This is a genomic window from Natrinema sp. LN54 (genome assembly GCF_052439245.1).
Lineage (GTDB): Archaea > Halobacteriota > Halobacteria > Halobacteriales > Natrialbaceae > Natrinema > Natrinema versiforme_A.
The window spans coordinates 138570-162560 of the sequence record NZ_JBQVRP010000007.1 but is presented as its reverse complement, the minus strand read 5'-3'; the positions used below and the strand labels follow the sequence as shown (position 1 = coordinate 162560).

Sequence of the window (23991 nt, the reverse complement as noted above, 5' to 3'; positions counted from 1 at the left end):
GCAACCCACACGGCACCGGGTGGCGACAGCATGAGCAGCCTCGAAGACTTCGAGGACACGACGGTCACCGAATCGAACGTCGTCGCAGAGGAGGACCACTTCCTGGTCACCCTCGACGACTACGGCGCGACCGGCATGCTCGCAGATTCCGGTGACGACGCCCCTGTTGGCGAACTCCTCGCCGAGAACGGTGTCTACCTCGAAATGGAACAGCAGGACGTGCCGGCTAACTCCCCCGACCGCGTCTGGAACAACAGTGTCCTGACCGGGGACTACGGTAGTTCCTCTGACGCTGGCGACGAGTACGCGCTCGACTTCAAGGTCGTCAACGGTGACGACTACGAGGGCGACCAGCTGATCCTCAAGGTCCCGTACGAACAGTTCGGTAGTCTGGATGATGCAGACTACGGCGCTGATGCTAGTGACTTCCAGACCCGTGCACTCGAGGCAGACTCGAGCTACGACTGGACGCTGAAGTTCTCTGACGACAGTGTCTTCGTCGACGAGGACGAGGGTACGGAAGTCGAAGGCGAGTTCACGCTCGAAGAGCGTGAGATCTCGATCGACGACCGTCACGAACAACTTCCGAACTCGGCTAACGCGACTGTCGGCGGCGACACGAACGTTGCACCCGGCACGGAAGTGACCGTCCGCGCGGTCTCCTCCGGTAACTTCGTTCTCGACCCCGACACGGAAGTCACCGCAGACCGCACCTACAGCGCTAACTTCGACTTCAGCGGCCACGAGGCCGGCACCGAAGTCGAACTCACCGCAACCGAAGACGGCGGCGAGAGCGACGAACTCGACGCCGAACTCGTCGACGCTGGCGACGCGATCGTCGACGTTGACGCCAGCGCACCCGAAGAAGTCACCGTTGACGAGAAGGCCGCACTCGGTGTGACCATCTCCAACGACGGTGAAGCGCCGTCCGTCGAAGACTACACCGTCACCATCGACGGTGAAGTCGTCGACGAGCAGGAACTCGAAGTCGCTAGCGGCGACTCCTTCGAGGAGAGCTACGACTTCAACACGAGCGCAACCGCTGACATCGACTGGGAGGTCACCTACGGTGACACCACCGAAAGCGGCACTCTCAGCGTTGTCGAAGACTCCGGCTCGGACGACTCCGGTAACGAATCGGACTCCGGCTCGGACAGCTCCGGTGACTCCGGCTCGGACGACTCCGGCTCGGACGACTCCGGTTCCGATGACGGCGAAGACGACGGTACGCCCGGCTTCGGTGTCGGCGTCGCCCTCGTCGCTCTGCTCGGCGCTGCCATGCTGGCACTCCGCCGCCAGAACTAAGCTGTAAGAACTACCGGCTCACGCCGGCCTTAACTTCCGCAGTTTTCTTTTATCGCACACTACACCACCAGCGACAGGTGTAGATCGTCTCGAGTCGATACAACGACACAGGGATAGCCGCGACTGTCTCCGCTCGTCTACGAGAACCGACGGGTCATCGGGGACACCTGCGTTGCGCTCGAGACACTGACAGCCACCACTTCGTTTGAAGAGACGTCTTCCCACCTATTGTCGACCGGTACAAGTCCGAAATGACGCTGGTCGCTCACAGACCAGTTGATCGAACACGCTCGAGCTGATCGCGTTTGAGCTGTCTCGAGGAACAGGACCGGGCCAACGCCGCCGATGCGACAGCACGTTCCGATGCGCTCGAGACTGACGCCTTCCGTGCGATTTCACGCTCGCCTCGAGGCAACGAGTCGATTACAGGTCCGGCATCACTGTGCCAGACTATGCAGCTCTGCCGGTGTGACTCGAGAAGACAAAACGATGCGTCGCGCCAAAGATCGAGACCCGGTTCAGTCAGAGAGACAAACCGCTGCGCAACCGCTGAAACCGATCAGTCGTCCGCCGCGGCCGGTTCGACCTCTTCGATGCTCGAGTCGGCTCGCTCGAGGTCCTCGAGGTACTCGTCGGCGTCGAGTGCGGCCTTCGAGCCCATGCCGGCGGCGGTGACGGCCTGCTGGTAGTGGTAGTCGACGACGTCGCCGGCACCGAAGATGCCGGGGACGTGGGTTTCGGTCTGGCCGCCGCCCTCGCCGCCTTTGGTCTTCAGGTAGCCGTCGGCGTCGGTCTCGACGCCGGTGCCCTCGAGGTAGTCGGTGTTGGGCGTGTGGCCGATGGCGAAGAAGACGGCTCCCACGTCGAAGTCGAACTCCTCGGTTTCGGGGTCCTCGAGGCGGTCGGTGGGGTGGCCCTTGTCGTTCTCGACGAGGGTGACGTGGTCGACGCCCTCCTCTTGGGAGCCGTGGATCTCGATCAGTTCGGTGTTTTTCATGATCTCGATGTCACCGTCTTCGACCTTCTCCTCGACGCGGTCGACCCAGTAGTCCTCCGCGCGGAACTCCTCGCGGCGGTGGGCGATGTAGACGGTGTCGGCGAACTTCGTGAGGAAGGTGGCCTCCTCCATGGCGGCGTCGCCGCCGCCGACGACGAGCATGTCCTCGCCGCGGAAGAACGCGCCGTCACAGGTCGCACACGTCGAGAGGCCGTAGCCCATGAGTTCGTCCTCGCCGGGAATCTCGAGCGTGCGGGCGCTGGCACCCGAGGCGGCGATGACGGCGTCGGCGGTGTAGACGTCGCCGTCTTTCATCTCGACGCGGAAGGGACGGCTCGAGTCATCGACGGACTCGATGATGCCGTTTTTCAGGTCGGCACCGAACTGTTTGGCCTGCTCTTTCATGTTGTTGACCAGTTCCGGGCCGCCGATACCCTCGGGGAAGCCGGGGTAGTTGGCGACGTCGGTGGTCAGGGTGAGCTGGCCGCCGGGTTCGTCGCCCTCGATGACCAGCGGCTCGTTGTTCGAGCGGCCGGCGTAGATCGCGGCGGTCAGCCCGGCGATGCCGGTGCCGGCGATGATGAGTTTGCGGTGTTCGACGACCTCGTCATCGTCGTCGCTTGCGATGCCGAGTTTCTCGTCGAGTTCGCCGGTCTCGTTGAGCGCGCTGGTGTCGTCCCAGCCGCCGATCAGTTCGTCGTCGATGAATACTTCGGGGGCGGTCTTTCGGCCGTCCGCACGCTCGACCATCTCCTCGAAGAGATCGTCGTCGTCGGTGACGTTGTACGTCTCGTACTCGATTCCCTTGCTGTCGAAGAGGTCCTTGGCCTTCTCGCAATACGGGCAGTCAGTCTTCGTATAAATCTCGACGCGTGGCTGGTCGCTCATGTAACAAGGTATGGATAGAGCGCCTAAACCCCTTGCGCTCTCAGCAATCGCCCCCTCTTGTGACGACGGCTGTGGGTCCTCGTCCGCCGATGTCGCACCGTCGACGAACTCGATGGAGACCGTCATCTCTCGATCGGTTCGCGCCTCGAGGGCCGTCTCGAGTCGGTCGACGAGGCTGGGATACGGGTGGTCGGCGGGCCGCTGGACGACGACTGTCACGCTCGTCTCGTCGCTGACGACGCCCCCGTCGTTGAACTCGGTTCGGACCTCGACTAGCTCGAGGCGGGTATACTCGTCGTCCAGGACGGTTCTGACCTCGTCGTTGATCGTTCTCGAACGCGACGTGGTGGCCGAGGACGACGCCGGCACCGGCGGTAACGACGGCGCCGAGGACGAACACGACGGCGAGGGTTCCGATCCGGTCTCGGGAGACGTTTCCGCGGAGCGTCCCCATCGTCCAGTCCGCCGGCCGGTAGCCGAGGTACCAGAAGACGGCGAGTCCCGATAATAGGATCGACGCGGCGTTGACGGCGACTAGGACGAAGGTACCGATGGCGACGGTCGCGTGGCTCCACGCCAGCCCGATACCGACCGCGGCCGCGGCGGGGATCAGTGCAACGGCGATCATCACGCCCGCGAGCGACACGGGAATCGCCGTCGCGAGACCGAACGCGCCCGCGGCCCCGGCACAGACGCCGACGATGAGCGCGAGCAGTCCCGTCGAAATCCGATTCTGGACCTGCGAGATGGCAGTGATGTCGATCGCCGACGGAACGGCACCGCTGGACGGATGAAACGTATGTGGCAGTTACTCCGGCAGCCGACTACGGACGACGCACTTACGGGCCCGAGCGACGAGGAACGATCATGGGCGCTGATCTCGAGGAGAAGACGAACCGGTACGGCGAGTTGCTCGCGGCGGCACTCGAGGAGGCGTCGATCGCGCCGCCCGAGGGGACCCCGATGGCCGAGGCGGCTGCCGACTGCTACGAGATGGCCGCGTCCTATCTCGAGGACGGCAATCACTTTCGAGAGCAGGACGACCTCGTCAACGCGCTGGCATCGTTTTCGTACGGGCACGCGTGGCTTGACGCCGGTGCCCGCGTCGGATTGTTCGATGTCCCGACGGAGGGTCATCTCTTCACCGTCGAGTAGGGTCCGGGTTCAGCGACGTGAATCTGGGCCTTGCCATCCCAAACGATTAATCACCATGTAACCGGAACATATATACCAATTTTCGCGGTTAGTTTATAAAGTAGGCGGAACATTTATATGGATTACGGCCTTACTCTATGTTAGCTGAGGCGACCGGGTTTCTTCTGGTTACCCCACCCGGGAGCCCCGAGTAACCCACCCGATACACCATGACAGACACCAGCATCCGAACCTATACGAACGAGCGAGAGACCGAGACGGAGGAGGAGGAGACCACAGCGGTATCCGACGAGCAGGAACACTGTCCGGAGTGTGGCGGTCGGCTGGTCTCCGACGACGAGCACGCCGAGACCGTCTGTGCTGACTGCGGACTCGTCGTCGAGGAAGACGAGATCGATCGCGGCCCCGAATGGCGAGCCTTCGACGCCGCCGAGAAAGACGAGAAGTCCCGCGTCGGTGCGCCCACGACGAACATGATGCACGACCAGGGCCTCTCGACGAACATCGGCTGGCAGGACAAGGACGCCTACGGCCGCTCGCTCTCGAGTCGCCAGCGCCAGAAGATGCAGCGTCTCCGCACGTGGAACGAGCGCTTCCGCACCCGCGACTCCAAGGAGCGCAACCTCAAGCAGGCGCTCGGCGAGATTGACCGAATGGCGAGCGCGCTCGGCCTTCCCGAGAACGTCCGCGAGACCGCATCGGTCATCTACCGCCGCGCGCTCGAGGAGGACCTGCTGCCGGGCCGATCGATCGAAGGCGTCGCGACCGCGTCGCTGTACGCCGCCGCACGTCAGGCCGGCACGCCGCGCAGCCTCGACGAGATCTCGGCGGTCTCCCGCGTCGAGAAGATGGAGCTGACCCGCACGTACCGCTATATCATCCGGGAACTCGGCCTCGAGGTCAAGCCGGCCGACCCCGAACACTACGTGCCGCGGTTCGTCAGCGACCTCGATCTCTCGGACGAGACCGAGCGTATGGCCCGCGAACTGCTCGAGTCGGCCCGTCAAGAGGGCGTCCACAGCGGCAAATCGCCGGTCGGCCTCGCGGCCGCCGCCGTCTACGCCGCCGCGCTCCTGACCAACGAGAAGGTCACCCAAAACGAGGTCAGCGAAGTCGCGAGCATCTCCGAAGTAACCATCCGCAACCGGTACAAGGAACTGCTCGAGGCCTCGGACACTGCCGCGCCCGCCTAAAGCGGTCGGCATCGGCGGCTGTCATCTGTCGTCCCGCTAACGCGGGTGGTCTTTTCGGTCGAGCGGAACTGCGGCAACGTTTTTCACTGCTCATGTGAAAGTGTGTGACATGGATAGAACGACCGTCCAACTGTTGTGTCCAGAATGTGCGAAAGACTGGCAGGTTTCTCCGGACGAATTACCCGTGCCCGCCGAGATGTTTCACTGTCCGAACTGTCACGCCTCTCGTCGGACGGCCGAGTTCATGCGGACGGATCGCGATCTGCAGACCCTGAAACAGCTCGGGTAGCCAGCTGTTGGCGGCGATTTTCTTTTCGGCGAAACGTCAGGTGTACGACCATCGTTCCAGCAGTAGCAACGTTTTAACTCTCCAGAATCTGCGTATCGGAAACTGGAACGAAAGGACTCATTACGCCGATAAATAAAATAGTAACTACGCGTCATCCCGCGGTTTTCCTCGCGTAGGGAGTGCATTCGAATCGTCCCGAGCAGTGACAGACCAGCCAGCCGACACGGGTTTCGTGTTAACGCGACTCAAGATAATAATATAACCCTGCAGTGGGTAGGAGTGCATGGTTATGAAGAAACAGGAGCTCATTCACCTTCACGGCCTTCTGGCGGAAGTATCGAACCAGTGTGCAGAGTGGAACGACTGCCAGATCGACCTCGAGAAGTACGAGTCGAAGGGGATCCGGCCGACATCGATTCACAAGTCGAAAACTGATCACAAAGCCGCTGTTTTTGCGATCGCCGAGGGAATTACGACGAACATGCGGGAAGAGGAGCAGGAAGCAGTCGCCGCCACTGCGGACTGAGCAACTCGTCGCATCCTCCGATCGATCACAGTCCCTACTGGCGAGACTCGTTTCTGGATGGAGACGTATCGACTACGGGATCAGTTACTCATCGCGGGTCGGGTTCTCGAAAGCAGAAGACGGCAAGCAGGGACCGATCGTGGGTCGACAGCCGCGGATTACTCGACGAGGTCCTCGAACTCGGGGAGGATTTCTTCGTCGTCCTCGTCGTCGGCCCCGGCATCCGAGTCGCTCGCCGCCTCGGCCCGGTCGTCCGCCTGCTCGGCGTCCGGTGATTCGTCTGTTTCGTCCGACTCCTCGCCGTCTTCCTCGTCTTCGAGGACGTCGATCTGCGTGACCTCGAGCGGGATGTTCTCGAGGCGTTGGCCGATCTCTTTGCGCGCGATGCGCGAGGCGTGTTCCTCGCGCTCGACGTTGAAAACGGTCATCTCCAACTCGAGCGCGACGAGCGCTTCGTCGGCCGCGATGAACGCGGGCGGAAGCTCCTCCCCCGATGGGGAAGTTCGCTCGCCCATGTTGATCTCGACATAATTGAGGTCAGGGTTCAACATCTCGCCCGTCTTCGAGATGGCGATACGGATCGCCTCGTCTTCCGTTTCCACGTCGAATACCGGCACGGCAGCTTCGACGACAACCCTGCAATCCATACGTAGACGTTGTATGGCCTACAGTAAGAAGGTTCGCCCGACGACGGACGACTGCACTGCATCGGCCGCCGGAACGCGACCGCGCGACGGGACATCCGGGCAGTTCGAAAGGCAAAAGCCCGCGCCCCCGAAGGCTCGAACGAATGGAGACGGGGACGATCCCACTTGACGACCTCGCCGGCGGACTCGACCTGTATCGCACGCTCGAGAGCGGTCAGAGCTACCTCTGGCGGCGCGACGACGGCGAGATGTACAGCGAGACGCCCGCACCCGGCGCGTGGTACTCGACCGTCGTCGAGGGGGACGTGATCCGCGTCAGGACCCGCGACGGCCGCCTCGAGTGGGAGTCGACGGCCGACGCCGAACCGATCGTGCGCCGGCTGTTGCGCCTCGACGACGACCTCGAGGCGATAATTGCGGCCGGGCCGGACGACCAACTGCTCCGCGAGGCCTACGAGGCCCACCGCGGGATGCGCCTCGTTCGGGATCCGCCCTTTGGCTGTCTGATCTCGTTTATCTGCTCGGCCCAGATGCGAGTCGGGCGCATTCACACGATGGTGAAGACACTGGCCAGCGAGTACGGCGACGAAATCGTCTTCGACGGGGAGACCTATCACGCGTTCCCGACACCGGAGCAACTCGCGACGGCGACCGAAGCGGAACTGCGCGAGTTGGGACTCGGCTACCGCGCCCCCTACGTCGTCCGAACCGCCGAGATGGTCGCCAGCGGCGAAGCCCATCCGGAAGACGCGCGCGACCTCGAGTACGAAGCCGCGCGGGAGTACCTCACCAAATTCGTCGGCGTTGGCGACAAGGTAGCCGACTGCGTGCTCCTCTTCTCGCTCGAGTTCGACGAGGCCGTGCCGCTCGATACGTGGATCAAGTCGGCGATCGAGGACTACTTTCCCGACTGCGACCGCGGGTCCTACGCCGCGACCGCTCGAGCGCTCCGCGAACGGCTGGGCGGCGAGTACGCCGGCTACGCCCAGACGTACGTCTTCCACCATCTTCGAACCGGGAAGTAACGGCCGTCGGTCCGGGCGGCTCGCCGCGGAACGATTTTGTGAATGGATTGTCAATATTCCCGTATGGCCACCGAATCACTGCTCTCGCTCCTCGCAACCGCGGGGTTCATCGGTGCACTAGGGATCCTGATCAAGTGGTTCGGGATGGTCCGACTGATCGCGGGCTACGATCCGGATCGGGTCGCCGACGAGGAGGGGCTGGCGGATTTCGTCGGCACTAACACGCTGTACGTCGCGGCGCTCGTCCTACTGGTTGCCGTAGTCGAATACGCGGAGCCGTTCGAGGGCACCGAGGCGGTCTGGCTCGCGTTCGCCGTCGGCGTCCTCGCGCTCACCGCCCGCATGATCGTCGGCGCTCGCCGCTACGAGGAGCCGACGTGAGCGCGGGATTCTCGACGCTCGAGTCTCACTCGTAATCGTCGCGACCGGCCACGGCCCAGTAGGCCTGCGAGACGAGCGTGATCGCGAAGACCACGACGAGGATCCCCGCGACCCAGAGCGCGATCCGTTGGCCGAGCAGGTAGTACGTCAGCGCGCTCGCGCCGACGACGAACAGTACCGCACCGACGAGCAACTCGAGTAGCTCCCGAAGCGATGCACGGGTGCTCGAGACGTCGACGTACTCGTCCTCGAAGCGGTCGATGATTCCCATCAGCAGAACTCACCCAGCGTCGTTTGGTTTCGCTTCAGTGGCTGTGCTCGGTAGCCGTATTCGGTCGCGAGGGTGTCGGCGAACTCCTCGTCGGAGCCGTGGGTAGTGTAGACGATCTCGGGGTCGATCGCGCGCACCGTCGCGACGAGTTCGTCGAAGTCGCAGTGATCGGTCAGCGGGAAGGTGACATCGTAGTTCCCCCGGTATCGGAAGGAGTCGTCGACGGCCCAGCCCGAAAAGCCTGCCTTGAGTCCGTCCTCGCGCTCGACGGCGGTTTCGACCCAGTCGGCTCGCGCCTGATTCGACGGGAGGATCACGATTTCGTCGGTCAGCCCGCGGAGCGAGTCGTATCGCCGACCCGGAAACGCGAGGTCGACCTCCGTCGCGGTCTCGATGGCGTCGTTCACGTCGCGAATCGACGCCGAGACGAGTATCTCGCGATCGTCGTCGCCGGTCGCGTCCCGGGCGAGCCACTGGAGCTTCTGTGAGCGACCCAGCGAATAGCCGAACAGGAACAGCGGGCGGTCGTCGTTGTCACGTATCCAGTCCGTAATCGCGGCCTCGAGGTCGTCCTGTGCCGGAAACCGATACTTCGGGAGTCCATAGGTAGTCTCCATGATGAGCGCGTCCGCATCGACGGCACGGGGGTCGAACCCCTCGAGGTAGCACCGATCGCGGGTGGAGAAGTCGCCGGTGTAGCAGTAGCGTCGGGGGCCGCCGTCGGCGGTGTCCGGGAGCTTGATGATCGCCGCGCGGGAGCCGACGACGTGGCCGGCGGGAATGAGGTCGATACCGGGCGCGGACTCGACGAACTCGAAGCCGGTGCCGGTGCGGGCCTCGGCGATCGCCGCCGTTTCGGCCGAGCAGACGACGGTTTCGGGCGTCGTTCGGAACGTGTGATCGGCGTGGGCGTGGCTCACCACGTTGACCGCGCCGACGGCGCTCCGGGCGTCGGCGACGACCCGCGGCTCCCCGCCCTCGCGTTCGAAGTGAATGCCGTCTCGGTGCCGTATCGTCACTGGGAGGGCTAGGGGCTCGAGGCACCTCCCGTTGTCGCTTCCACCGGGTCTCTCGGAGCCGGATTTTTGGCGGTCGCGGTCGAGGGCTCGCACATGGCAGAGCGAATCCGCGCACACGTCTTCGTCTCGGGGACGGTACAGGGCGTCTACTACCGCGCGAACACTCGCGACACGGCCCGCGAGGCCGGCGTCGACGGCTGGGTGAAGAACTTAGACGACGGCCGCGTCGAGGCGGTCTTCGAGGGACCCGAGGACGCTGTCGAGGAGTTGATCGAGTGGTGTCACACCGGTAGCCCCGCGGCCGAGGTCGAGAGCGTCGAGGCCGAGTACGGAGACCCACAGGGAGCGGAGGGGTTCGAAATTCGGTACTGATCCGCGCTCGCGAATCGTCTCAGCGAAACAGCGTTCGAACGGCGATATCGACGTATTCGAGGAACGAGACCGTCGGCGTCCCCGGCAGGTAGAGTTCGGGGTCGGACTGCTCGAGCGGCAGGTCGGGGTAGTCAGCGGGAGCGGTTTCGAGAGTACTGTCGGCTTCCGGTGCGTCCATGATCCGCCTACGAACCGCGGCTATTTATGAATTCAGAAATATAGTTTCGGAGTTACGAACTAACAATCGTGATTGAGTAACCGTCGCACGGGGCGCGGAACCACGGAACTGACGACTCGAGCAGCGATTGTCGATCCGATTCTCACGGGCTGAACCGGTTCGTTCGATAGCCGTCGTCGCCGTCTCCGTTTCTCCTGCCGTCGGTTTCGTCGTCTCCACTCCGCTCGCCGCGCTCGTCGTCGTAGATATCGATGTGGTGGATCGCGTGCGGCGAGAGCAGGCGCTCGCCCTCGAGTTCGATCCAGCCGTTGGCGTGGACGACGATCGGCCCTTCGTAGAGGATGTCATCCGAGTCGGCGTCGCCATAGATGACGACGTCCCGGTAGGCCTGCGTAAGGGGGTTCACACTGTCCGTAACGATCGAGTCGCGACCGGCGATCGGCGGAAACATCGGTGGCTCGGATGACAACCGTATATCATATAAGTATACCGTACTCGAGAGCAATGCCGATCGATACCGCTACCACTGGCTTCGTGAGGGATCGAGAGCGTCACGGTTCGACCGAGAAAATCACCCGGGCTGGGGCAAGTACGCCTCGAGCCACGGCGGCTCCTCGGTGTACTGCCACTCCGCCCAGTCGGCCTTCTCGCCGGCGTAGTAGGCGCGGTAGGCGGCGACCGGGTCGTCGGGCCGTTTGTACTCGTCGGGCATGGTCTGCGGGCGCGGCGTCGGCTCGTCGTCGGGAAACGCGATGGCGTCGGGGTCGATGCGGTCGATAACCGCCCAACTCGCGTGGTCACCCTCTTTGTCGTAGCGTTCGACGAACTCCGCGTTGAGCGCCTCGGCGTGGTCCCGCAGTCGGAGCCAGTTCGCCCGCGACTCCGTCGCCCACTTCGTCACGGGGTGATCGACGTGGGTCGGCTGGTAGAGAAAGTCCGCCTCGTAGCCGTTCTCGCGGGCCGCGGTACACAGCACCTGCGCGGCCTCGAGCAGCAGCTTGTTGACGTGCTGGTCGCAGTGATAGCGCGCGGCGAGCCGCGGGTCCTCGTCGAGCCAGAAGACGTTCACGGCGGTGATAGTGACTCGATCGGATTGGCTCTGCCGCCTAACGATGTTGCGTTTTCCGATGGGGTCCGCAACGTTGAACGGACGGCCCGTCGAACCCTCGAGCATGATTACAGGCGAGCGAATGGCCGCCGTCGACGCGAACGCCGCGGCGCTGGGCGTGCCGCGCAAGCAGTTGATGGAATCGAGCGGAAACGCCGTCGCCCGTGCGGTCCGCGAGGCGGCCGACCCCGGCGCTCGAGTCGCCATCGTCGCCGGCCGCGGGAACAACGGCGGGGACGCGTTCGTCGCCGCTCGCTTCCTGGATGGTGCCGAACGTCATTCGGCATCAGACCGAGACGCGTCGCGTCTCGGGCGTGAGTACGACGTTACCACATTGCTGCTCGGGCGCGCCGCGAACATCGGCACGGAAATCGCCCGCGAGAACTGGGACGCCCTCGAGCAGTCGGAGTACGACACGCGAGAGATCACGGACTCGAGCGAGTTCGCCCTCCCCGACGCGGACGTGATCGTCGACGCGATGCTCGGAACGGGGATCAGCGGCGACCTTCGAGAGCCCGCCGCGACCGCGGCCGACGCGATCAACGACGCCGACGCCACCGTGGTCGCGGTCGACGTGCCCTCGGGCTTCGACGCCGACGCGGGCGACCACGCGGCGAACGGCGTCGAGGCCGACCGCGTCGTCACCTTCCACGACGCGAAGCCGGGACTCGAGGAACTCGCGGCCGACGTGACGGTCGCGGACATCGGGATTCCGGCCGCCGCGGAGCGGTTCGCCGGCCCCGGCGATGTCGCCCTCGCTCGCCCCGATAGCCGCGACGGCCGCGCGTTCGTCATCGGTGGCGGTCCCTACACCGGCGCGCCGGCACTCGCCGCACAGGCGGCGCTCCGTGCCGGCACGGAACTCTCCTTCGTCGCCGCGCCCGACTCCGTCGCCGGCGAGATCCAGGGCTACGCCGAGGACCTCATCGTCCAGCCCTACGAACACGACCGGCTCACCCCGGAGCAGGTCGACGGCCTCGTCGACACGGCCGAGCGCCACGACGATATCGTCGTCCTCGGCCCGGGTCTCGGCACCGCCGACGAGACCCTCGAGGCAGCCCGCGCGTTCCTCGAGTCCTATACCGGGCCGGCGGTCGTCGACGCCGACGCGCTCGAGGTCGTTCCCGACCTCGAGACGGACGCGACGCTGGTCTGTACGCCCAACCGCCGGGAACTCGCCCGCATGGGCGGCCCGGAGGTCGACTCGCTCCGCGACGCGGTCGACGAAATCGAGGCGTTCGCGGCCGATTTGGGTCACGTCGTGCTCGCGAAGGGCGTCGACGACGTGGCGACCGACGGCGAGCGCACCCGGATCAGCCGAGCCGGCGCCCCCGGCATGAAGGTCGGCGGCACCGGCGACACGCTCGCCGGCATCGTCGCGGCACTGCTCGAGCACGCCGATCCCCTCGATGCGGCAGCAGCGGGCGCGTACGTCAACGGACTCGCCGGCGAGCGACTCGCCGAGACCGAGACGAACGGGCTCCTCGCGTCGGATCTGGTGGACGAGATTCCGGCGGCCCTGTGGGGTGGTTCCGATGAGTGAGAACGACGACGCGCGCGACGAGCCGGACACCGATGCGGTCGACGCGAGCGAGGGCGAACGCGCGGCCGACGACCTCACGCACACCACCGATTCCGGCGACGTGCAGATGGTCGATGTCGGCGACAAACCCGACAGCGAGCGCCGCGCGGTCGCGGCCGGGGAGATTCGCCTCCGGCCCGCCACCGTCGAGGCGATTCGCGAGGACGAGGTCGGGAAAGGCGACGTGCTCGCGACCGCTCGCATCGGCGCGATTCAGGCCGTCAAGCACACGTGGGAGACGATCCCAATGTGCCACCAGATCCCGATCACGAACGTCGACACCGAGTTCTCGCTCGCCGAGGACCGGATCGAGGTGCGGGTCGGCGTCGAGACGACTGGCAAGACGGGCTGCGAGATGGAGGCCCTCGAGGGCGTGACGACCGGGCTGAACGTCGTCTGGGACATGGTCAAAGCGGTCGAGAAAGACGACGACGGCCAATACCCCGAGACGGGCATCGAGAACGTCCGCGTGCTCGATAAGGAAAAACGGCAGGCATGAGCAGCGAGACGGCGCTCCGGACGCCGCTCTGTGAGACCCTCGGGATCGAGTACCCGATCGTGCAGGCCCCGATCGGAAGCGCGACGACGCCCGACCTCGCGGCCGCCGTCTCGAACGCCGGCGGGCTCGGCCACCTCGCGGTCACGTGGCGCGATCTCGAGGAGACTCGCCGGGTGATCCGCGACACGCGCGAGCGGACCGACGAGCCGTTCGCGGTCAACCTCGTCCTCGACGACGCGACGACGGTCGTCGACACCGACGAGCACCTCGAGACAATTCTCGAGGCGGGCGTCGATGTCGTCACCCTCTCGTTCGGCGAGGCCGCCCCCTACGCCGATCGGATTCACGACGCGGACGCGGTCGTCGCTCAGACCGTCGGCAGCGCCGAGGGGGCCCGCGCGGCCGTCGACGCCGGCGTCGACGCGATCGTCACGCAGGGCCTCGAGGCGGGCGGCCACGTCCAGAGCGAGGTGGCGACGACGGCGCTCGTCCCCCGCGTCGCGGATACGGTAGGCGGCGAGGTCCCGATCGTCGCAGCCGGCGGGATCGCCGACGGCCGCGGGATCGCAGCCGTGCTGGCTCTCGGCGCCGACGGCGCGTGGCTCGGTACCCGGTTCGTCGCGACCGAGGAGGCGGCCGTCCACGACGAGTACCAGCGGCGACTCCGCGAGAGCGACGAGACCGCAACCGAGTACACGACCCTCTTCGACAAGGGCTGGCCCGGAACACCACACCGCGTGTTGCGAAACGAGACGCTCGAGCGCTGGGACCGCGAGGGTCGGCCGCCCGCCGGGGAACGGCCCGGCGAGACCGACGTTGTCGCGCGGACCGACGACGGTGACGGTCGCGGCGAGCCGATCGAACGCTACGACGAGGCGCTCGCGACGCCGGCCGTCGATGGCGAGATCGGTGAGATGGCGCTGTTCGCCGGCCAGAGCGTCGGCCTTACCGACGAGGTGCGACCGGCCGGTGCGCTGCTCGAGGATCTCGTCACGGAGACGCGGACAGCGATTTCGAACTTGCCGAGTTAGTCCCCGGAGAGCACAGCGCAGGCGGGAACTCGAGCCGGGTAAGCGCTGTTTGCTCACAGTGAGCCGTCACGTCTTGTCGACCGACGAGAGACGCTCGAGAGCCGGTAACGGGAGGAAAACCGAGCCACAAAACTAATAGTAGTGTATTACTGTCACTGTCGACATGAGTATCCGTTCTGCGGTGGTTCTCGCGGCGGGCGAGGGATCCCGTCTGCGGCCGCTGACGAAGCATCGACCGAAGCCGATGCTTCCCGCGGCGACCAAACCCATTCTCGAGCACGTTTTCGATGCGCTCGTCGACGCCGGGATCACGGAGATCACCGTCGTCGTCGGCTACGGCCACACCCACGTCCAGTCGCACTTCGGGTCGACGTACCGGGACGCGTCCCTCGAGTACGTCGTCCAGGACAAGCAACTCGGAAGCGGCCACGCGCTGCTGGCGGCCGAATCCGCTGTTTCGGAGCCGCGACTCGTCCTCAACGGCGACCAACTCGTCGCCGGACAGATCGTCGAGGACGTCCGCGACGCCCACGAGAGCGAGGACGACGCGATCGCGACGCTCGGCCTCATTCGGCACGCGGACGTCGGCGAGTACGGCGGCGTGATCTGCGAGGACGACGGCACCGTCGAGACCATCGTCGAGCACCCCCGCGACGACCGCTCCTATCAGCTCAACGCGGGCGTCTACGCGTTCGATCCGGAACTCTTCGACTATCTCCACGGGCCGGAGCCACACCTGAACGAGTACTCGCTCGTCGACGGTATCGCGAACGCTGTCGACGCCGAGGAGACCGTCCGCGGCGTCACGTCCGACGGGATCTGGATCGACGCGACGTACCCGTGGGACTTACTCGAGGTCGCGGAGACCCTCTTCGAGAGCGCGGACGGCATCGAGAGCACGGTGTCGCCGACCGCGCGGGTCCACGGCTCGGCGACGATCGTCGAACCGGTCGCGATTTCGGCGGACTGCGTCGTCGGGCCCGGCGCCGTCGTCGGACCCAACGTCGCGCTCGGCGAGAACGTGACGGTCGACGCGAACGCCGTCGTCGAACGCAGCGTCGTCGACGCCGACACGCGCGTCGGGTCGGGGGCGGCGCTCGTCGACTGTGTCACCGGCCGTAACGTCCGGGTCGGCACCGGGTCGACCGTCGTCGGCGGCCCCGGCGACGTCCGCGTCGGCGACCGCGTCCACGAGGGCGAGCGACTGGGCGCGCTGCTGGCGGACCGCGTTCGCGACGATGGCGGCGCGACCTACGCGCCGGGAACGATCGTCGGCTCCGACGCCGTCATCAACGCCGGAACGACCGTTCGCGGGACGGTCGACGACGGAACCGAGGTGCAGTAACGATGTGCGGAATCGTCGGCTACGTCGGAGCCGCCGGCGGGGACGACGCCGTGGACGTGGTCCTCGATGGCCTCTCGACGCTCGAGTACCGCGGCTACGACTCCGCGGGACTGGCCGTGCCGACTCCGTCGATGGCGGTCCACAAGGCCGCCGGCGAACTCTCGGCCCTCGAGGGGGCAGTTCCGCGAGGCGACCTCGCGGGCGAGTCGGTCGGGATCGGCCACACGCGCTGGAGCACCCACGGCGCGCCGACGGACGCCAACGCGCACCCCCACAGCGACGAGGCGGGGCGCGTCGCCGTCGTCCACAACGGGATCATCGAGAACTACCAGCGGCTGCGCGACGACCTCGCCGACGCCGGCGTCGCGTTCCGGAGCGAGACCGACACCGAAGTGGTGCCCCACCTGATCGGACGCTACCTCGACCGCGGCGCGGACGCCGAAGCGGCGTTCCGGCTGGCGATCGACCAACTCGAGGGCAGCTACGCGATCGCCGCGGTTTTCGAGGGATCGGAGACGGTGTACGCGGCCCGGCAGGACTCCCCGCTCGTCGTCGGCCTCGGCGAGACCGGCACGTATCTCGCGAGCGACGTCCCCGCGTTCGTCGACCGCACCGACCGCGTCTGTTACCTCGAGGACGGCGACTTCGTCCGGTTGACCGCCGACGGCGCGGTCGTCACCGACGAGACGGGGGAGACCGTCGACCGACCGATCGAAACGGTCGCGTGGGATCCCGAAGACGCGGAGAAGAGCGGCTACGACCACTACATGCTCAAGGAGATCCACGAGCAGCCGTCCTCGCTGCGACAGTGTCTCCGCGGCCGGATCGACGAACTCGAGGGGACGGTCAATCTCGAGGAACTGGCGGAAATCGACCACGACGGGCCGGTCCAGTTCGTCGCCTGCGGCACCTCCTATCACGCGGCGATGTTCGGCGCGGAGCGGCTTCGGGCCGGCGGCGTGAGCGCGCAGGCGTTCCTCGCCAGCGAGTACGCGAGCGATCGCGTTCCCGTCGACGGCGACACGCTCGTCGTCGGCGTCACCCAGAGCGGGGAAACAGCCGACACGTTGCGCGCCCTGCGCGAGGCCGCCCGGGCCGGGGCGACGACGCTCGCGGTGACGAACACCGTCGCGAGTTCGGCCGCGCGGGAGTGCGATCACGCCCTCTATATCCGGGCCGGCCCCGAGATCGGCGTCGCCGCGACGAAGACGTTCGCGAGCCAGCAACTCGCGCTCGCGATGCTGGCGTTCGAACTCGGCGACAATCCGACGCGCGCCGAACTCGAGGCGCTCCGGGACGTTCCCGGGCAGGTCCAGACCGTCCTCGAGACGACCGAGGCCAAGGCGGTCGCCGAGGCGTTCGTCGACGCGGACGCGTACTTCTCCGTCGGGCGGGGCTACCACTACCCGGTCGCGCTCGAGGGCGCGCTGAAGATGAAAGAGATCACCTACCGGCACGCGGAGGGGTTCGCGGCCGGCGAACTCAAACACGGCCCACTCGCGCTCGTGACCGAGAACACGCCGGTGTTCGCGATTGTCACCGGCGACGGCGAGACGGCCCGAAAGACGATCGGGAACGTCAAAGAGGTCGAAGCCCGCGACGCGCCCGTCGTGGCGATCACCGACGGCGAGTCCGACGTGACCCGGTACGCCGATCACGTCCTCGAGATCCCCGCCGTCGACGACCTCGGCGCGTCGGTGCTGGCGAACGTCCAGTTACAGCTGGTGGCCTACTGGGTCGCGAACCTGCTCGGCCGGTCGATCGACAAGCCGCGGAATCTGGCCAAGAGCGTGACGGTCGAATGACCCCGCTGGACGGAGTCGAGCGATTCGGCCGCCGATCCGAATCGCGGTCATTTAAGTGATAGCGATGGCGCAGGGATACCAGTGAGTCGTGTCGACCTGATCGTCGCGATCCTCGCCGGGATCGTCCAAGGGATCGTCGAGTGGCTCCCCGTCTCGAGCCAGGGCAACCTCTCGCTGTTTCTGACGCTCGCGGGGACCGACCCCGCGGTCGCAGTGCAGTTGGCGCTGTTCCTGCAGGTCGGGACGACGCTCTCGGCGGCGACCTACTACCGCGACGACATCGCGACGGCCGTCCGCGCGGTGCCCGGTTGGCGGCCCGGCGATGCATACCGCGGCGAGAACGCCATCCCGTCGTACGTCGTCGTCGCCACGCTGATGACCGGACTCGTCGGGGTTCCGTTGTACGTCTACGCGGTCGACCTCGCCGGCCAGCTCACCGGCGGCGTCTTCATCGCGCTCATCGGTGTCCTCCTGATTCTCACGGGAGTCCTCCAACTCGCTTCGGAGTCGGTGTCGATGGGTATCCGTAACGCGCCGACGCTGCCGGACTCGATCTTGGTCGGCGCTGTTCAAGGCGTTGCGATCCTCCCCGGTATCTCGCGGTCGGGCGTGACGACCAGTGCGTTGCTGTTCCGCAGCTACGATCCGCCGGCGGCCTTTCGCCTCTCGTTCCTGCTGTCAATTCCCGCGAGCCTCGGTGCGGCCGCGCTCACGGTTGCGGGTGCCGGCGGCCTCCCCGGCATCGATCCCGTCCCAGCGGCGGTCGCGCTCGGGCTGAGTGCGATCGTCGGCTATCTCACCATCGACGCGCTCATGCGAGTCGTCGATCGCGTGCCGTTCTGGCTCGTCTGTTTCGGTCTCGGTGGCCTCGCGATCGTCGGCGGGGGCGTCGTCTCCGTCGTCGTGTGAGACGATCAGTCGACGACCGATCCGGGAACCGTCTCGGCGGGATCGCATTCCTCCGTCCAGAAAAGTTATAACAGAATCCTGACTTGGTGTCGAATAGATGCAACTAACGGACGACGCCGCTACTGGCCGGTCCGTCCTCGATGCGCTCGAGGGGGACGCGTGCTCGTATTGCGAGGACGGGACGCTCGTTCGTGATCGGTACCACGGAAACGCGGCGGTCGTCTGCGACGACTGCCACACGCCCGGCGCACAGGTGTGGTAACGCGAATCGGCGGTCGACGGCTCTCGGGAACGAAAACGTGATAGCCCCGTACACTCACCTGAGTCACAATGCCTACTGACGGCGACTCGAGCCGACTCGCCGACGCGACGGCGGCCTTTCTCGAAGACCGCGAGGACGGCGAGCGGGCGCTCGAGGCCGTCCTCGCTGTCGACACCGAACACGACACCTGGACGTTCGACGATATCGATCTGGACTCGGGAACGTTCGGGGAACTCGTTTCGAGCGGCATCGTCGAGAAGGTCGACGGTGCGTATCGGGTTGCGGACCCCGAGGCCGTCGACGCGGTGATCGCAGGTGAGGAGGACCAAACGGACTCGCGTTCAGTACCTGCCGACCGCGATTTCGATCTCGAACGGTTCTGGACCAGTGATCCTCGAGCGGCGATCGCGTTAGTCGGGGCGCTGATCGCCGTCGCCGGTGCGCGGATGACGGCGTATGGGTCGGTCTTTCAGCAGGGCTACGTCGTCTCGCCCGCGAACGATCCCTACTACTTCCGGTACTGGATGGAGGAGTTGCTTGGACGATCCTCGGGACCCACGGACTTCGGTGTTCTCACGGATCCGTCAGGTGCCGTCTTCGGGACACGGCCGTTCGCCCACGCGACGAACTGGTTTCTCGCCGAACTACTCGGCGGCGGACACGGCGCGGCCGAGACGGTCGCGGCGTGGCTGCCGATCGTCGCCTCCGTCGCGCTTGGATTCGTGATTTACAAGCTCACTGTTTTGTTGACTCGAGACGTTCGAGTCGGGATCGCCTCCGTGCTCGCCTTCGCCGTGACGCCGATCAACGCGGTCTACACGGGACTCGGATTCATCGATCACCAACTCCACCAGTACTTCTGGCTCGGCGTCACGCTCCTGACGCTGACGTGGCTCGCCGTCGATCTGCAACGGCGACTCGAGCGCGGTCGCGACGGCCGGGTGGCCGTTCGGGACCACCTTCAGGACCCCATGACGTGGGTCGTCGCCGCCGCGTTCGGACTCTCGGTCGCGGCCGGGATCCACGCGTGGGGCGGCTCGCCGCTGCTGTTGGTCCCGCTCGCGGGCTACGTCGCGCTCCGCGTCGCGATGGACGCTCGAGCGGGCGTGTCGCCGGCGCGTGCGAACCTGCCGCTGCTCGTCGGGCTCGCCGTCGGGAGTGCGCTCTCGCTCGCCCTGCACCACCGCTGGGGCTGGCACGCGGAGTTCGTCGCGACCACGCCGGCGCTGGTCCTCGGCGGCGCGATCGCCGTGGTCGCGCTCGGCGAACTGTGGCGACGGCTCGAGGGTCATCTCGGCGGGTTGCTCGCGCTCGAGGGGCTCGTCGCGGGCGGCGGCCTCTACGTGTTTCGGCGGCTTCAGCCCGAGGATTGGGCGGAAGCGATGGCCCGCGTCGATGACCTGTTCTTCCGCGAGGGAGCGACCGAGACGGCCTCGCTGTTCTCGACGGAGTACGCCGTCTTCTTCGGGCCAATGTACCAGCTCGGGATGGGGTTTTACCTCGCGCTCGTCGTGCTCGGCTGGGTCGCGTGGATCGTCGCCCGCCGGTACGAACCCGGTTGGTTGCTCGTCGGGACCTACACCGGGTATCTGCTCGTGCTGGCGGGGGTTCAGGTTCGCTTTGCTGGGCAGTTGGCGATTCCGCTGGCCGTACTGACCGGACTGGGGATCGTCCAGTTGCTCGCGGTCGTTGAGTTGGCTAGGACGCCGGTTCCGTTCCGTGATTCAGATTCGGCGTCTTCGAGGACCGCTCGAGACCGTGACGGTGTCGCTGCCGATAGCGGGCGGGCGCTCGAGCCATCGATTTCGCTTCCCGACGGCCGAAAGGTCGGCTACGTCCTCGGCATCGGGCTGCTCGTGTTCGGGCTGAGTCTGATCTACGTGCCCGGGTTGACGGCGGACGTGACCCACGGCGAGGCACAGGTCGAAGCGGCCAGTGCGATCGACGACCACGCCGAGGCGGCGAACCGGACCTATCCCGAAAACTTCGTGCTCAGCGAGTGGGGCGACAACCGGATGTACAACTATCTGGTGAACGGCGAATCGCAGGGGTACGGATACGCCCAGAGCAATTACGGGGAGTTCCAGTCCGCCACCGATCCGGATAACTGGTACGACCGATTCGACGGTCGGGTCGGCTACGTCGTCGTGACCGATGTCGACGGGGAGATGCCGGCCGAGAGCGCGCAAGCGCAGTTACTCGAGGAACGAGGAGCGGGCGGTGACGACGAAGACGGGCTCGCGCACTATCAAGCGATTTTCGTCAGCGACGATGCCGCTGCGTTCGCCGTGGTTCCCGGCGCGACGCTCGAGGTTTCCGGTGAGCCAGGGACGAACGTGACCGTCGAAACCGACGTGTCCGTGTCCGGTGAGTCGGTCGCGTACGAACGAACCGTGCCTGTGGGTGAGGACGGGCAAGCTTCGGTAACGGTGCCGTACGCCGGCAAGTACACGGTCGGCGACCGGATGGCGACCGTTACTGAGGACGACGTGCTGAACGGGCGTTCGGTCGTACTTGTAGGTAACGGGTAACGGATATATCACTCACTGTTACCAGCTGTAGCCCCAAGATCAGATGACGGGACACCACTATCAGACCGTGGTTCACGGCCGCTGCTTCGATGAGTTCGTTTGATTCTTCGCAGAGTTCAGCGGTCATGTATAGCCCGTGCCCGTCGACCTGGCACATGACTACTTTCGCATCCTCTTCGGACAGGCCCGCTTCCCTCATGTGGGTTATCAACCGGATGTTTTAGCTCGTCTGTTCGGTCCGGCGAGTTTGCGATCGTCAGTAGCGTCGTCGTTCAATAGATGTACGACAGGGGATCCTCAGATGGAGGACAACCGCGCTCCACAGTGGTAACAGTTCGTCGTTCCGCTTGGTACCTGCACATCACCTAAGGGGCCGGTCGTCCGGATTCCGCATTCGTCACACGCGTCCTCATTCTTCTTGCCTGAATGACTCATACCTCGGTTGCCCATCTGAACCAGCATTAGAATGGACGGCCTACTGCGCCCGATACCGCTCTCAAGGAGACCGCTCCCTATGGTCAGGCCGAATCAAAAGGCAATTAGTACTGTTCTCGAAGTACAACGCATGGTCGATTCGGGCGAGTCACTCTCGATACTGTACGTTTCCCAGTACTTTCCGCCGGAAACAGGGGCGGCACCGACTCGCTTGGACGCATTAACGAAGCGGTGGGCGGAAGCCGACCACGACGTAACGGTACTGACGTCTGCTCCCGACTATCCGGAGGGCGACGTGTATGACGGGTACGAAAACGAGTGGCTCCACCGCGAGGAGCGGGACGGCGTCGTCGTCTATATGACGAAGACGCTTCCCGCTTCGAACGACGGTTTCGTCTTGCGCGGTCTGAAGTTTCTCTGGTTCATGCTCATCGGAACTCTCGTCGGACTTCGGGTCGCCCGACCGGATATCGTAATCGCCACGTCACCGCAGCCGTTCACCGGCGTTACCGGCTGGATCGTCGCGCGTCTCCGTCGCGCGAAGTTCGTGTTCGAGGTCCGCGACCTCTGGCCCGAGAGTATTACGGCGGCGAGCGATTTCGATAATGGACTGCTGATCGCGTTTCTCGATCGGCTCGTTACGTTCCTCTATCGACGTGCCGATCGACTCGTCGTCGTTTCCGAAGGGTTCGTTCCCACCCTCGTTTCCGCGGGCGTTTCCGAACGAGATGTCTGGGTTCACCCGAACGGCGTGGACCCGACGTTCTACGAGCGATCCGAAGACCGACAGCGTATCGGTTCGGAACTGAAGGGGACGCTCGAGGACAGGTTCGTGGTTTCGTACGTCGGAACGATCGGGCGCGCACACGGACTGTCCGTCGTGGTCGACGCCGCCGAGCGACTCCAGTCGAACTCCGACTACGACGACGTGCTGTTCCTGTTCGTCGGAACCGGCGCGAAAGCCGAACTGCTCGAACGAGCGGCGAGCGAGCGCGACCTCGATAACGTGTTGTTCGTCGGCCGTCGCCCGAAGGCGGACGTTCCCGATTTTCTCGACGCGTCCGACGTTTCGTTAGTCCACCTCAAAGACAGGGACGTGTTCCGAACTGCGATTCCCTCTAAAATGTGCGAAGCGATGGCCACCGGGACCCCGATCGCGCTCGGGGTTCGTGGTGAGGCCGAGCGTCTCGTCGAGAGCGGCGATGTCGGGGTCGTTTTCGAGCCGGAAAACCCCGACGGACTCGTCGATGCAGTGAAAACACTCTACGAGGATGCCGACCGCCGCGATCGCTTCGGGGCGAACGGACGAGAATACGTTCGAAATCATCTCCTATGGGACAGTATCGCAGCCGACTACCGCCGCAACCTCGAAGCGGCCGTCCGGGAATAATAAATGGTTTATCGAACCGACGATTTTAATAGAGAGCCTTACTGAGCGGTTAAGGTATGCCTTCAGTGGCGCTTTTCGGAAGTCGTCCGCTTAGTCGGGCCTGTCTCGAGCTACTCCATACGGAGCCGGATATCGACGTAGAGGCCGTTGTAACGTACCCCGAAGATCACGACGGGTGGTGGGAGGGGTCGCTGCGTGCGGCCGCAGCGGAGTACGGATATCCCGTCGTCGATGACGCGGACATCTTTAACTACGATCTCGACTACATCATCAGTGTTCTCTACTACAAGATCCTCGACAGCGAGTTACTCGAGCATCCGACACACGGCGGACTCAATCTCCATCAGGCCGAACTCCCGAGGTATCGGGGGAGCAATACGTTTAGCCACGCGATAATGAACGCACGTCAGGACGACTACTGGAAGTACGGAACGACGCTCCATTTCATGTCCGAGGAGGTGGACGAGGGGGACATAGTCGCGCGCAACTTCGTCGAGATTACTGACGAAGATACCTCGAAGTCCCTCTACAAGAAGACTGAACGGGCGTCGGTCGAGTTGTTCGAAGAGCAGTTGCCGAACATCGTGTCCGGGGACGTGCATGACATGCGGGTGCCCCAGTCGGAGTTTGACGGGAAGACCTACTTCTACAACAAGACTAGCCTCGACGGGGAAAAAGAGATTCCGCTGGAGGAACTGACCGGCGACGAATCAGTGGCAGTGTACGACAAGATTCGAGCGCTCGACTTCCCCCCGTTCGAACCCGCATATACGAAAGTCGGAGGAAAAAAGGTCTATCTCACCACGACATCCTACGAGAATCTCCCCGTTTCCGATTCGGAATAGCAG

At 65.0% G+C, this 23991-nt stretch carries 25 protein-coding genes and 1 pseudogene; 18 read left to right on the top strand and 8 right to left on the bottom strand.

The genetic code is table 11. The features are described from left to right. On the top strand, window positions 1-1305 hold a 1305-nt coding region (locus ACT4ML_RS19400), incomplete at its 5' end, for a BGTF surface domain-containing protein (protein WP_444722344.1). Window positions 1306-1864: 559 nt separating this feature from the next. On the opposite strand, the gene ACT4ML_RS19395 is transcribed toward ACT4ML_RS19400, so the two are convergent. Together ACT4ML_RS19395 and ACT4ML_RS19390 are read right to left on the bottom strand one after the other, a co-directional pair. Continuing rightward, window positions 1865-3190 (bottom strand): FAD-dependent oxidoreductase, encoded by a 1326-nt coding sequence (locus ACT4ML_RS19395; protein WP_444722346.1) that lies wholly within the window; start codon window positions 3188-3190, stop codon window positions 1865-1867. Window positions 3191-3271: 81 nt separating this feature from the next. Further along, a pseudogene (locus tag ACT4ML_RS19390) lies at window positions 3272-3977 on the bottom strand (DUF389 domain-containing protein); the annotation flags it as partial. Window positions 3978-4057: 80 nt separating this feature from the next. Between ACT4ML_RS19390 and ACT4ML_RS19385 the strand changes: the two are divergent. The 4 genes from ACT4ML_RS19385 to ACT4ML_RS19370 all read left to right on the top strand — a co-directional run bounded on the left by ACT4ML_RS19385 (window position 4058) and on the right by ACT4ML_RS19370 (window position 6353). Then, window positions 4058-4345 (top strand): DUF357 domain-containing protein, encoded by a 288-nt coding sequence (locus tag ACT4ML_RS19385; protein WP_138244483.1) that lies wholly within the window; start codon window positions 4058-4060, stop codon window positions 4343-4345. Between the two features lie 209 nt (window positions 4346-4554). Beyond that, window positions 4555-5538, top strand: a complete 984-nt coding sequence (locus ACT4ML_RS19380; protein WP_444722343.1) for a transcription initiation factor IIB — start codon at window positions 4555-4557, stop codon at window positions 5536-5538. Window positions 5539-5647: 109 nt separating this feature from the next. Continuing rightward, window positions 5648-5827, top strand: coding sequence for a DUF7836 family putative zinc-binding protein (locus tag ACT4ML_RS19375; protein ID WP_444722342.1), 180 nt, complete (start codon window positions 5648-5650; stop codon window positions 5825-5827). Between the two features lie 289 nt (window positions 5828-6116). Beyond that, a complete protein-coding gene (locus ACT4ML_RS19370) occupies window positions 6117-6353 on the top strand; it encodes a UPF0058 family protein (RefSeq protein ID WP_006431330.1) in 237 nt (78 codons plus the stop codon). Window positions 6354-6511: 158 nt separating this feature from the next. Here ACT4ML_RS19370 and ACT4ML_RS19365 read toward each other — a convergent pair whose 3' ends face one another. Beyond that, a complete protein-coding gene (locus ACT4ML_RS19365) occupies window positions 6512-7000 on the bottom strand; it encodes a DUF555 domain-containing protein (RefSeq protein WP_444722341.1) in 489 nt (162 codons plus the stop codon). A 143-nt stretch (window positions 7001-7143) separates the two neighbouring features. On the opposite strand from ACT4ML_RS19365, the gene ACT4ML_RS19360 reads away from it, so the two are divergent. After that, window positions 7144-8025, top strand: a complete 882-nt coding sequence (locus ACT4ML_RS19360) for a DNA-3-methyladenine glycosylase family protein (RefSeq protein WP_444722340.1) — start codon at window positions 7144-7146, stop codon at window positions 8023-8025. A 63-nt stretch (window positions 8026-8088) separates the two neighbouring features. Beyond that, window positions 8089-8406, top strand: coding sequence for a DUF3784 domain-containing protein (locus tag ACT4ML_RS19355; protein ID WP_444722339.1), 318 nt, complete (start codon window positions 8089-8091; stop codon window positions 8404-8406). 25 nt (window positions 8407-8431) lie between these two features. Here ACT4ML_RS19355 and ACT4ML_RS19350 read toward each other — a convergent pair whose 3' ends face one another. Together ACT4ML_RS19350 and ACT4ML_RS19345 are read right to left on the bottom strand one after the other, a co-directional pair. Then, window positions 8432-8677 (bottom strand): hypothetical protein, encoded by a 246-nt coding sequence (locus ACT4ML_RS19350; protein WP_444722338.1) that lies wholly within the window; start codon window positions 8675-8677, stop codon window positions 8432-8434. Continuing rightward, window positions 8677-9696 carry an mRNA cleavage and polyadenylation specificity factor-like protein gene (locus ACT4ML_RS19345; protein ID WP_444722337.1) on the bottom strand — a complete coding sequence of 340 codons (1020 nt, stop codon included), beginning with the start codon at window positions 9694-9696 and terminating at the stop codon, window positions 8677-8679. Before ACT4ML_RS19345 ends, ACT4ML_RS19350 begins: the two co-directional genes overlap by 1 nt. Before the next feature lie 93 nt (window positions 9697-9789). Between ACT4ML_RS19345 and ACT4ML_RS19340 the strand changes: the two genes are divergently transcribed. Further along, window positions 9790-10068 carry an acylphosphatase gene (locus ACT4ML_RS19340; RefSeq protein ID WP_444722336.1) on the top strand — a complete coding sequence of 93 codons (279 nt, stop codon included), beginning with the start codon at window positions 9790-9792 and terminating at the stop codon, window positions 10066-10068. A gap of 19 nt (window positions 10069-10087) precedes the next feature. Here ACT4ML_RS19340 and ACT4ML_RS19335 read toward each other — a convergent pair whose 3' ends face one another. From ACT4ML_RS19335 to ACT4ML_RS19325, 3 genes are all read right to left on the bottom strand, one after another. Then, on the bottom strand, window positions 10088-10246 hold the full coding sequence (locus tag ACT4ML_RS19335; protein ID WP_444722335.1) for a hypothetical protein: 159 nt from the start codon (window positions 10244-10246) through the stop codon (window positions 10088-10090). 142 nt (window positions 10247-10388) lie between these two features. After that, window positions 10389-10697, bottom strand: coding sequence for a hypothetical protein (locus ACT4ML_RS19330; protein ID WP_444722334.1), 309 nt, complete (start codon window positions 10695-10697; stop codon window positions 10389-10391). A 120-nt stretch (window positions 10698-10817) separates the two neighbouring features. Next, window positions 10818-11315 carry a hypothetical protein gene (locus ACT4ML_RS19325; protein ID WP_444722333.1) on the bottom strand — a complete coding sequence of 166 codons (498 nt, stop codon included), beginning with the start codon at window positions 11313-11315 and terminating at the stop codon, window positions 10818-10820. A 103-nt stretch (window positions 11316-11418) separates the two neighbouring features. On the opposite strand from ACT4ML_RS19325, the gene ACT4ML_RS19320 reads away from it, so the two are divergent. The 10 genes from ACT4ML_RS19320 (at window position 11419) to ACT4ML_RS19275 (ending at window position 23988) form a co-directional block, all read left to right on the top strand. Beyond that, a complete protein-coding gene (locus tag ACT4ML_RS19320) occupies window positions 11419-12897 on the top strand; it encodes an NAD(P)H-hydrate dehydratase (RefSeq protein WP_444722332.1) in 1479 nt (492 codons plus the stop codon). After that, window positions 12890-13435, top strand: a complete 546-nt coding sequence (gene moaC / locus ACT4ML_RS19315; protein WP_444722331.1) for a cyclic pyranopterin monophosphate synthase MoaC — start codon at window positions 12890-12892, stop codon at window positions 13433-13435. The genes ACT4ML_RS19320 and moaC overlap by 8 nt, the downstream gene beginning before the upstream one ends. Further along, the gene (locus ACT4ML_RS19310; RefSeq protein ID WP_444722330.1) at window positions 13432-14466 is read left to right on the top strand and encodes an NAD(P)H-dependent flavin oxidoreductase; all 1035 of its coding nucleotides are present in this window, start codon (window positions 13432-13434) and stop codon (window positions 14464-14466) included. The genes moaC and ACT4ML_RS19310 overlap by 4 nt, the downstream gene beginning before the upstream one ends. Before the next feature lie 163 nt (window positions 14467-14629). Then, window positions 14630-15811 (top strand): sugar phosphate nucleotidyltransferase, encoded by a 1182-nt coding sequence (locus ACT4ML_RS19305; RefSeq protein ID WP_444722329.1) that lies wholly within the window; start codon window positions 14630-14632, stop codon window positions 15809-15811. A 2-nt stretch (window positions 15812-15813) separates the two neighbouring features. Further along, entirely contained in the window at window positions 15814-17616 is a 1803-nt protein-coding gene (gene glmS / locus ACT4ML_RS19300) for a glutamine--fructose-6-phosphate transaminase (isomerizing) (protein ID WP_444722328.1), read from the top strand. An 81-nt stretch (window positions 17617-17697) separates the two neighbouring features. Further along, a complete protein-coding gene (locus tag ACT4ML_RS19295) occupies window positions 17698-18525 on the top strand; it encodes an undecaprenyl-diphosphate phosphatase (RefSeq protein ID WP_444722327.1) in 828 nt (275 codons plus the stop codon). Window positions 18526-18622: 97 nt separating this feature from the next. Then, window positions 18623-18787, top strand: a complete 165-nt coding sequence (locus ACT4ML_RS19290) for an HVO_A0556 family zinc finger protein (RefSeq protein WP_444722326.1) — start codon at window positions 18623-18625, stop codon at window positions 18785-18787. Window positions 18788-18855: 68 nt separating this feature from the next. Continuing rightward, entirely contained in the window at window positions 18856-21318 is a 2463-nt protein-coding gene (locus tag ACT4ML_RS19285) for an MFS transporter (RefSeq protein WP_444722325.1), read from the top strand. A gap of 646 nt (window positions 21319-21964) precedes the next feature. Next, entirely contained in the window at window positions 21965-23143 is a 1179-nt protein-coding gene (locus tag ACT4ML_RS19280) for a glycosyltransferase family 4 protein (RefSeq protein ID WP_444722324.1), read from the top strand. A 56-nt stretch (window positions 23144-23199) separates the two neighbouring features. Beyond that, window positions 23200-23988, top strand: a complete 789-nt coding sequence (locus ACT4ML_RS19275) for a methionyl-tRNA formyltransferase (RefSeq protein WP_444722323.1) — start codon at window positions 23200-23202, stop codon at window positions 23986-23988. Window positions 23989-23991: the final 3 nt, after the last annotated feature.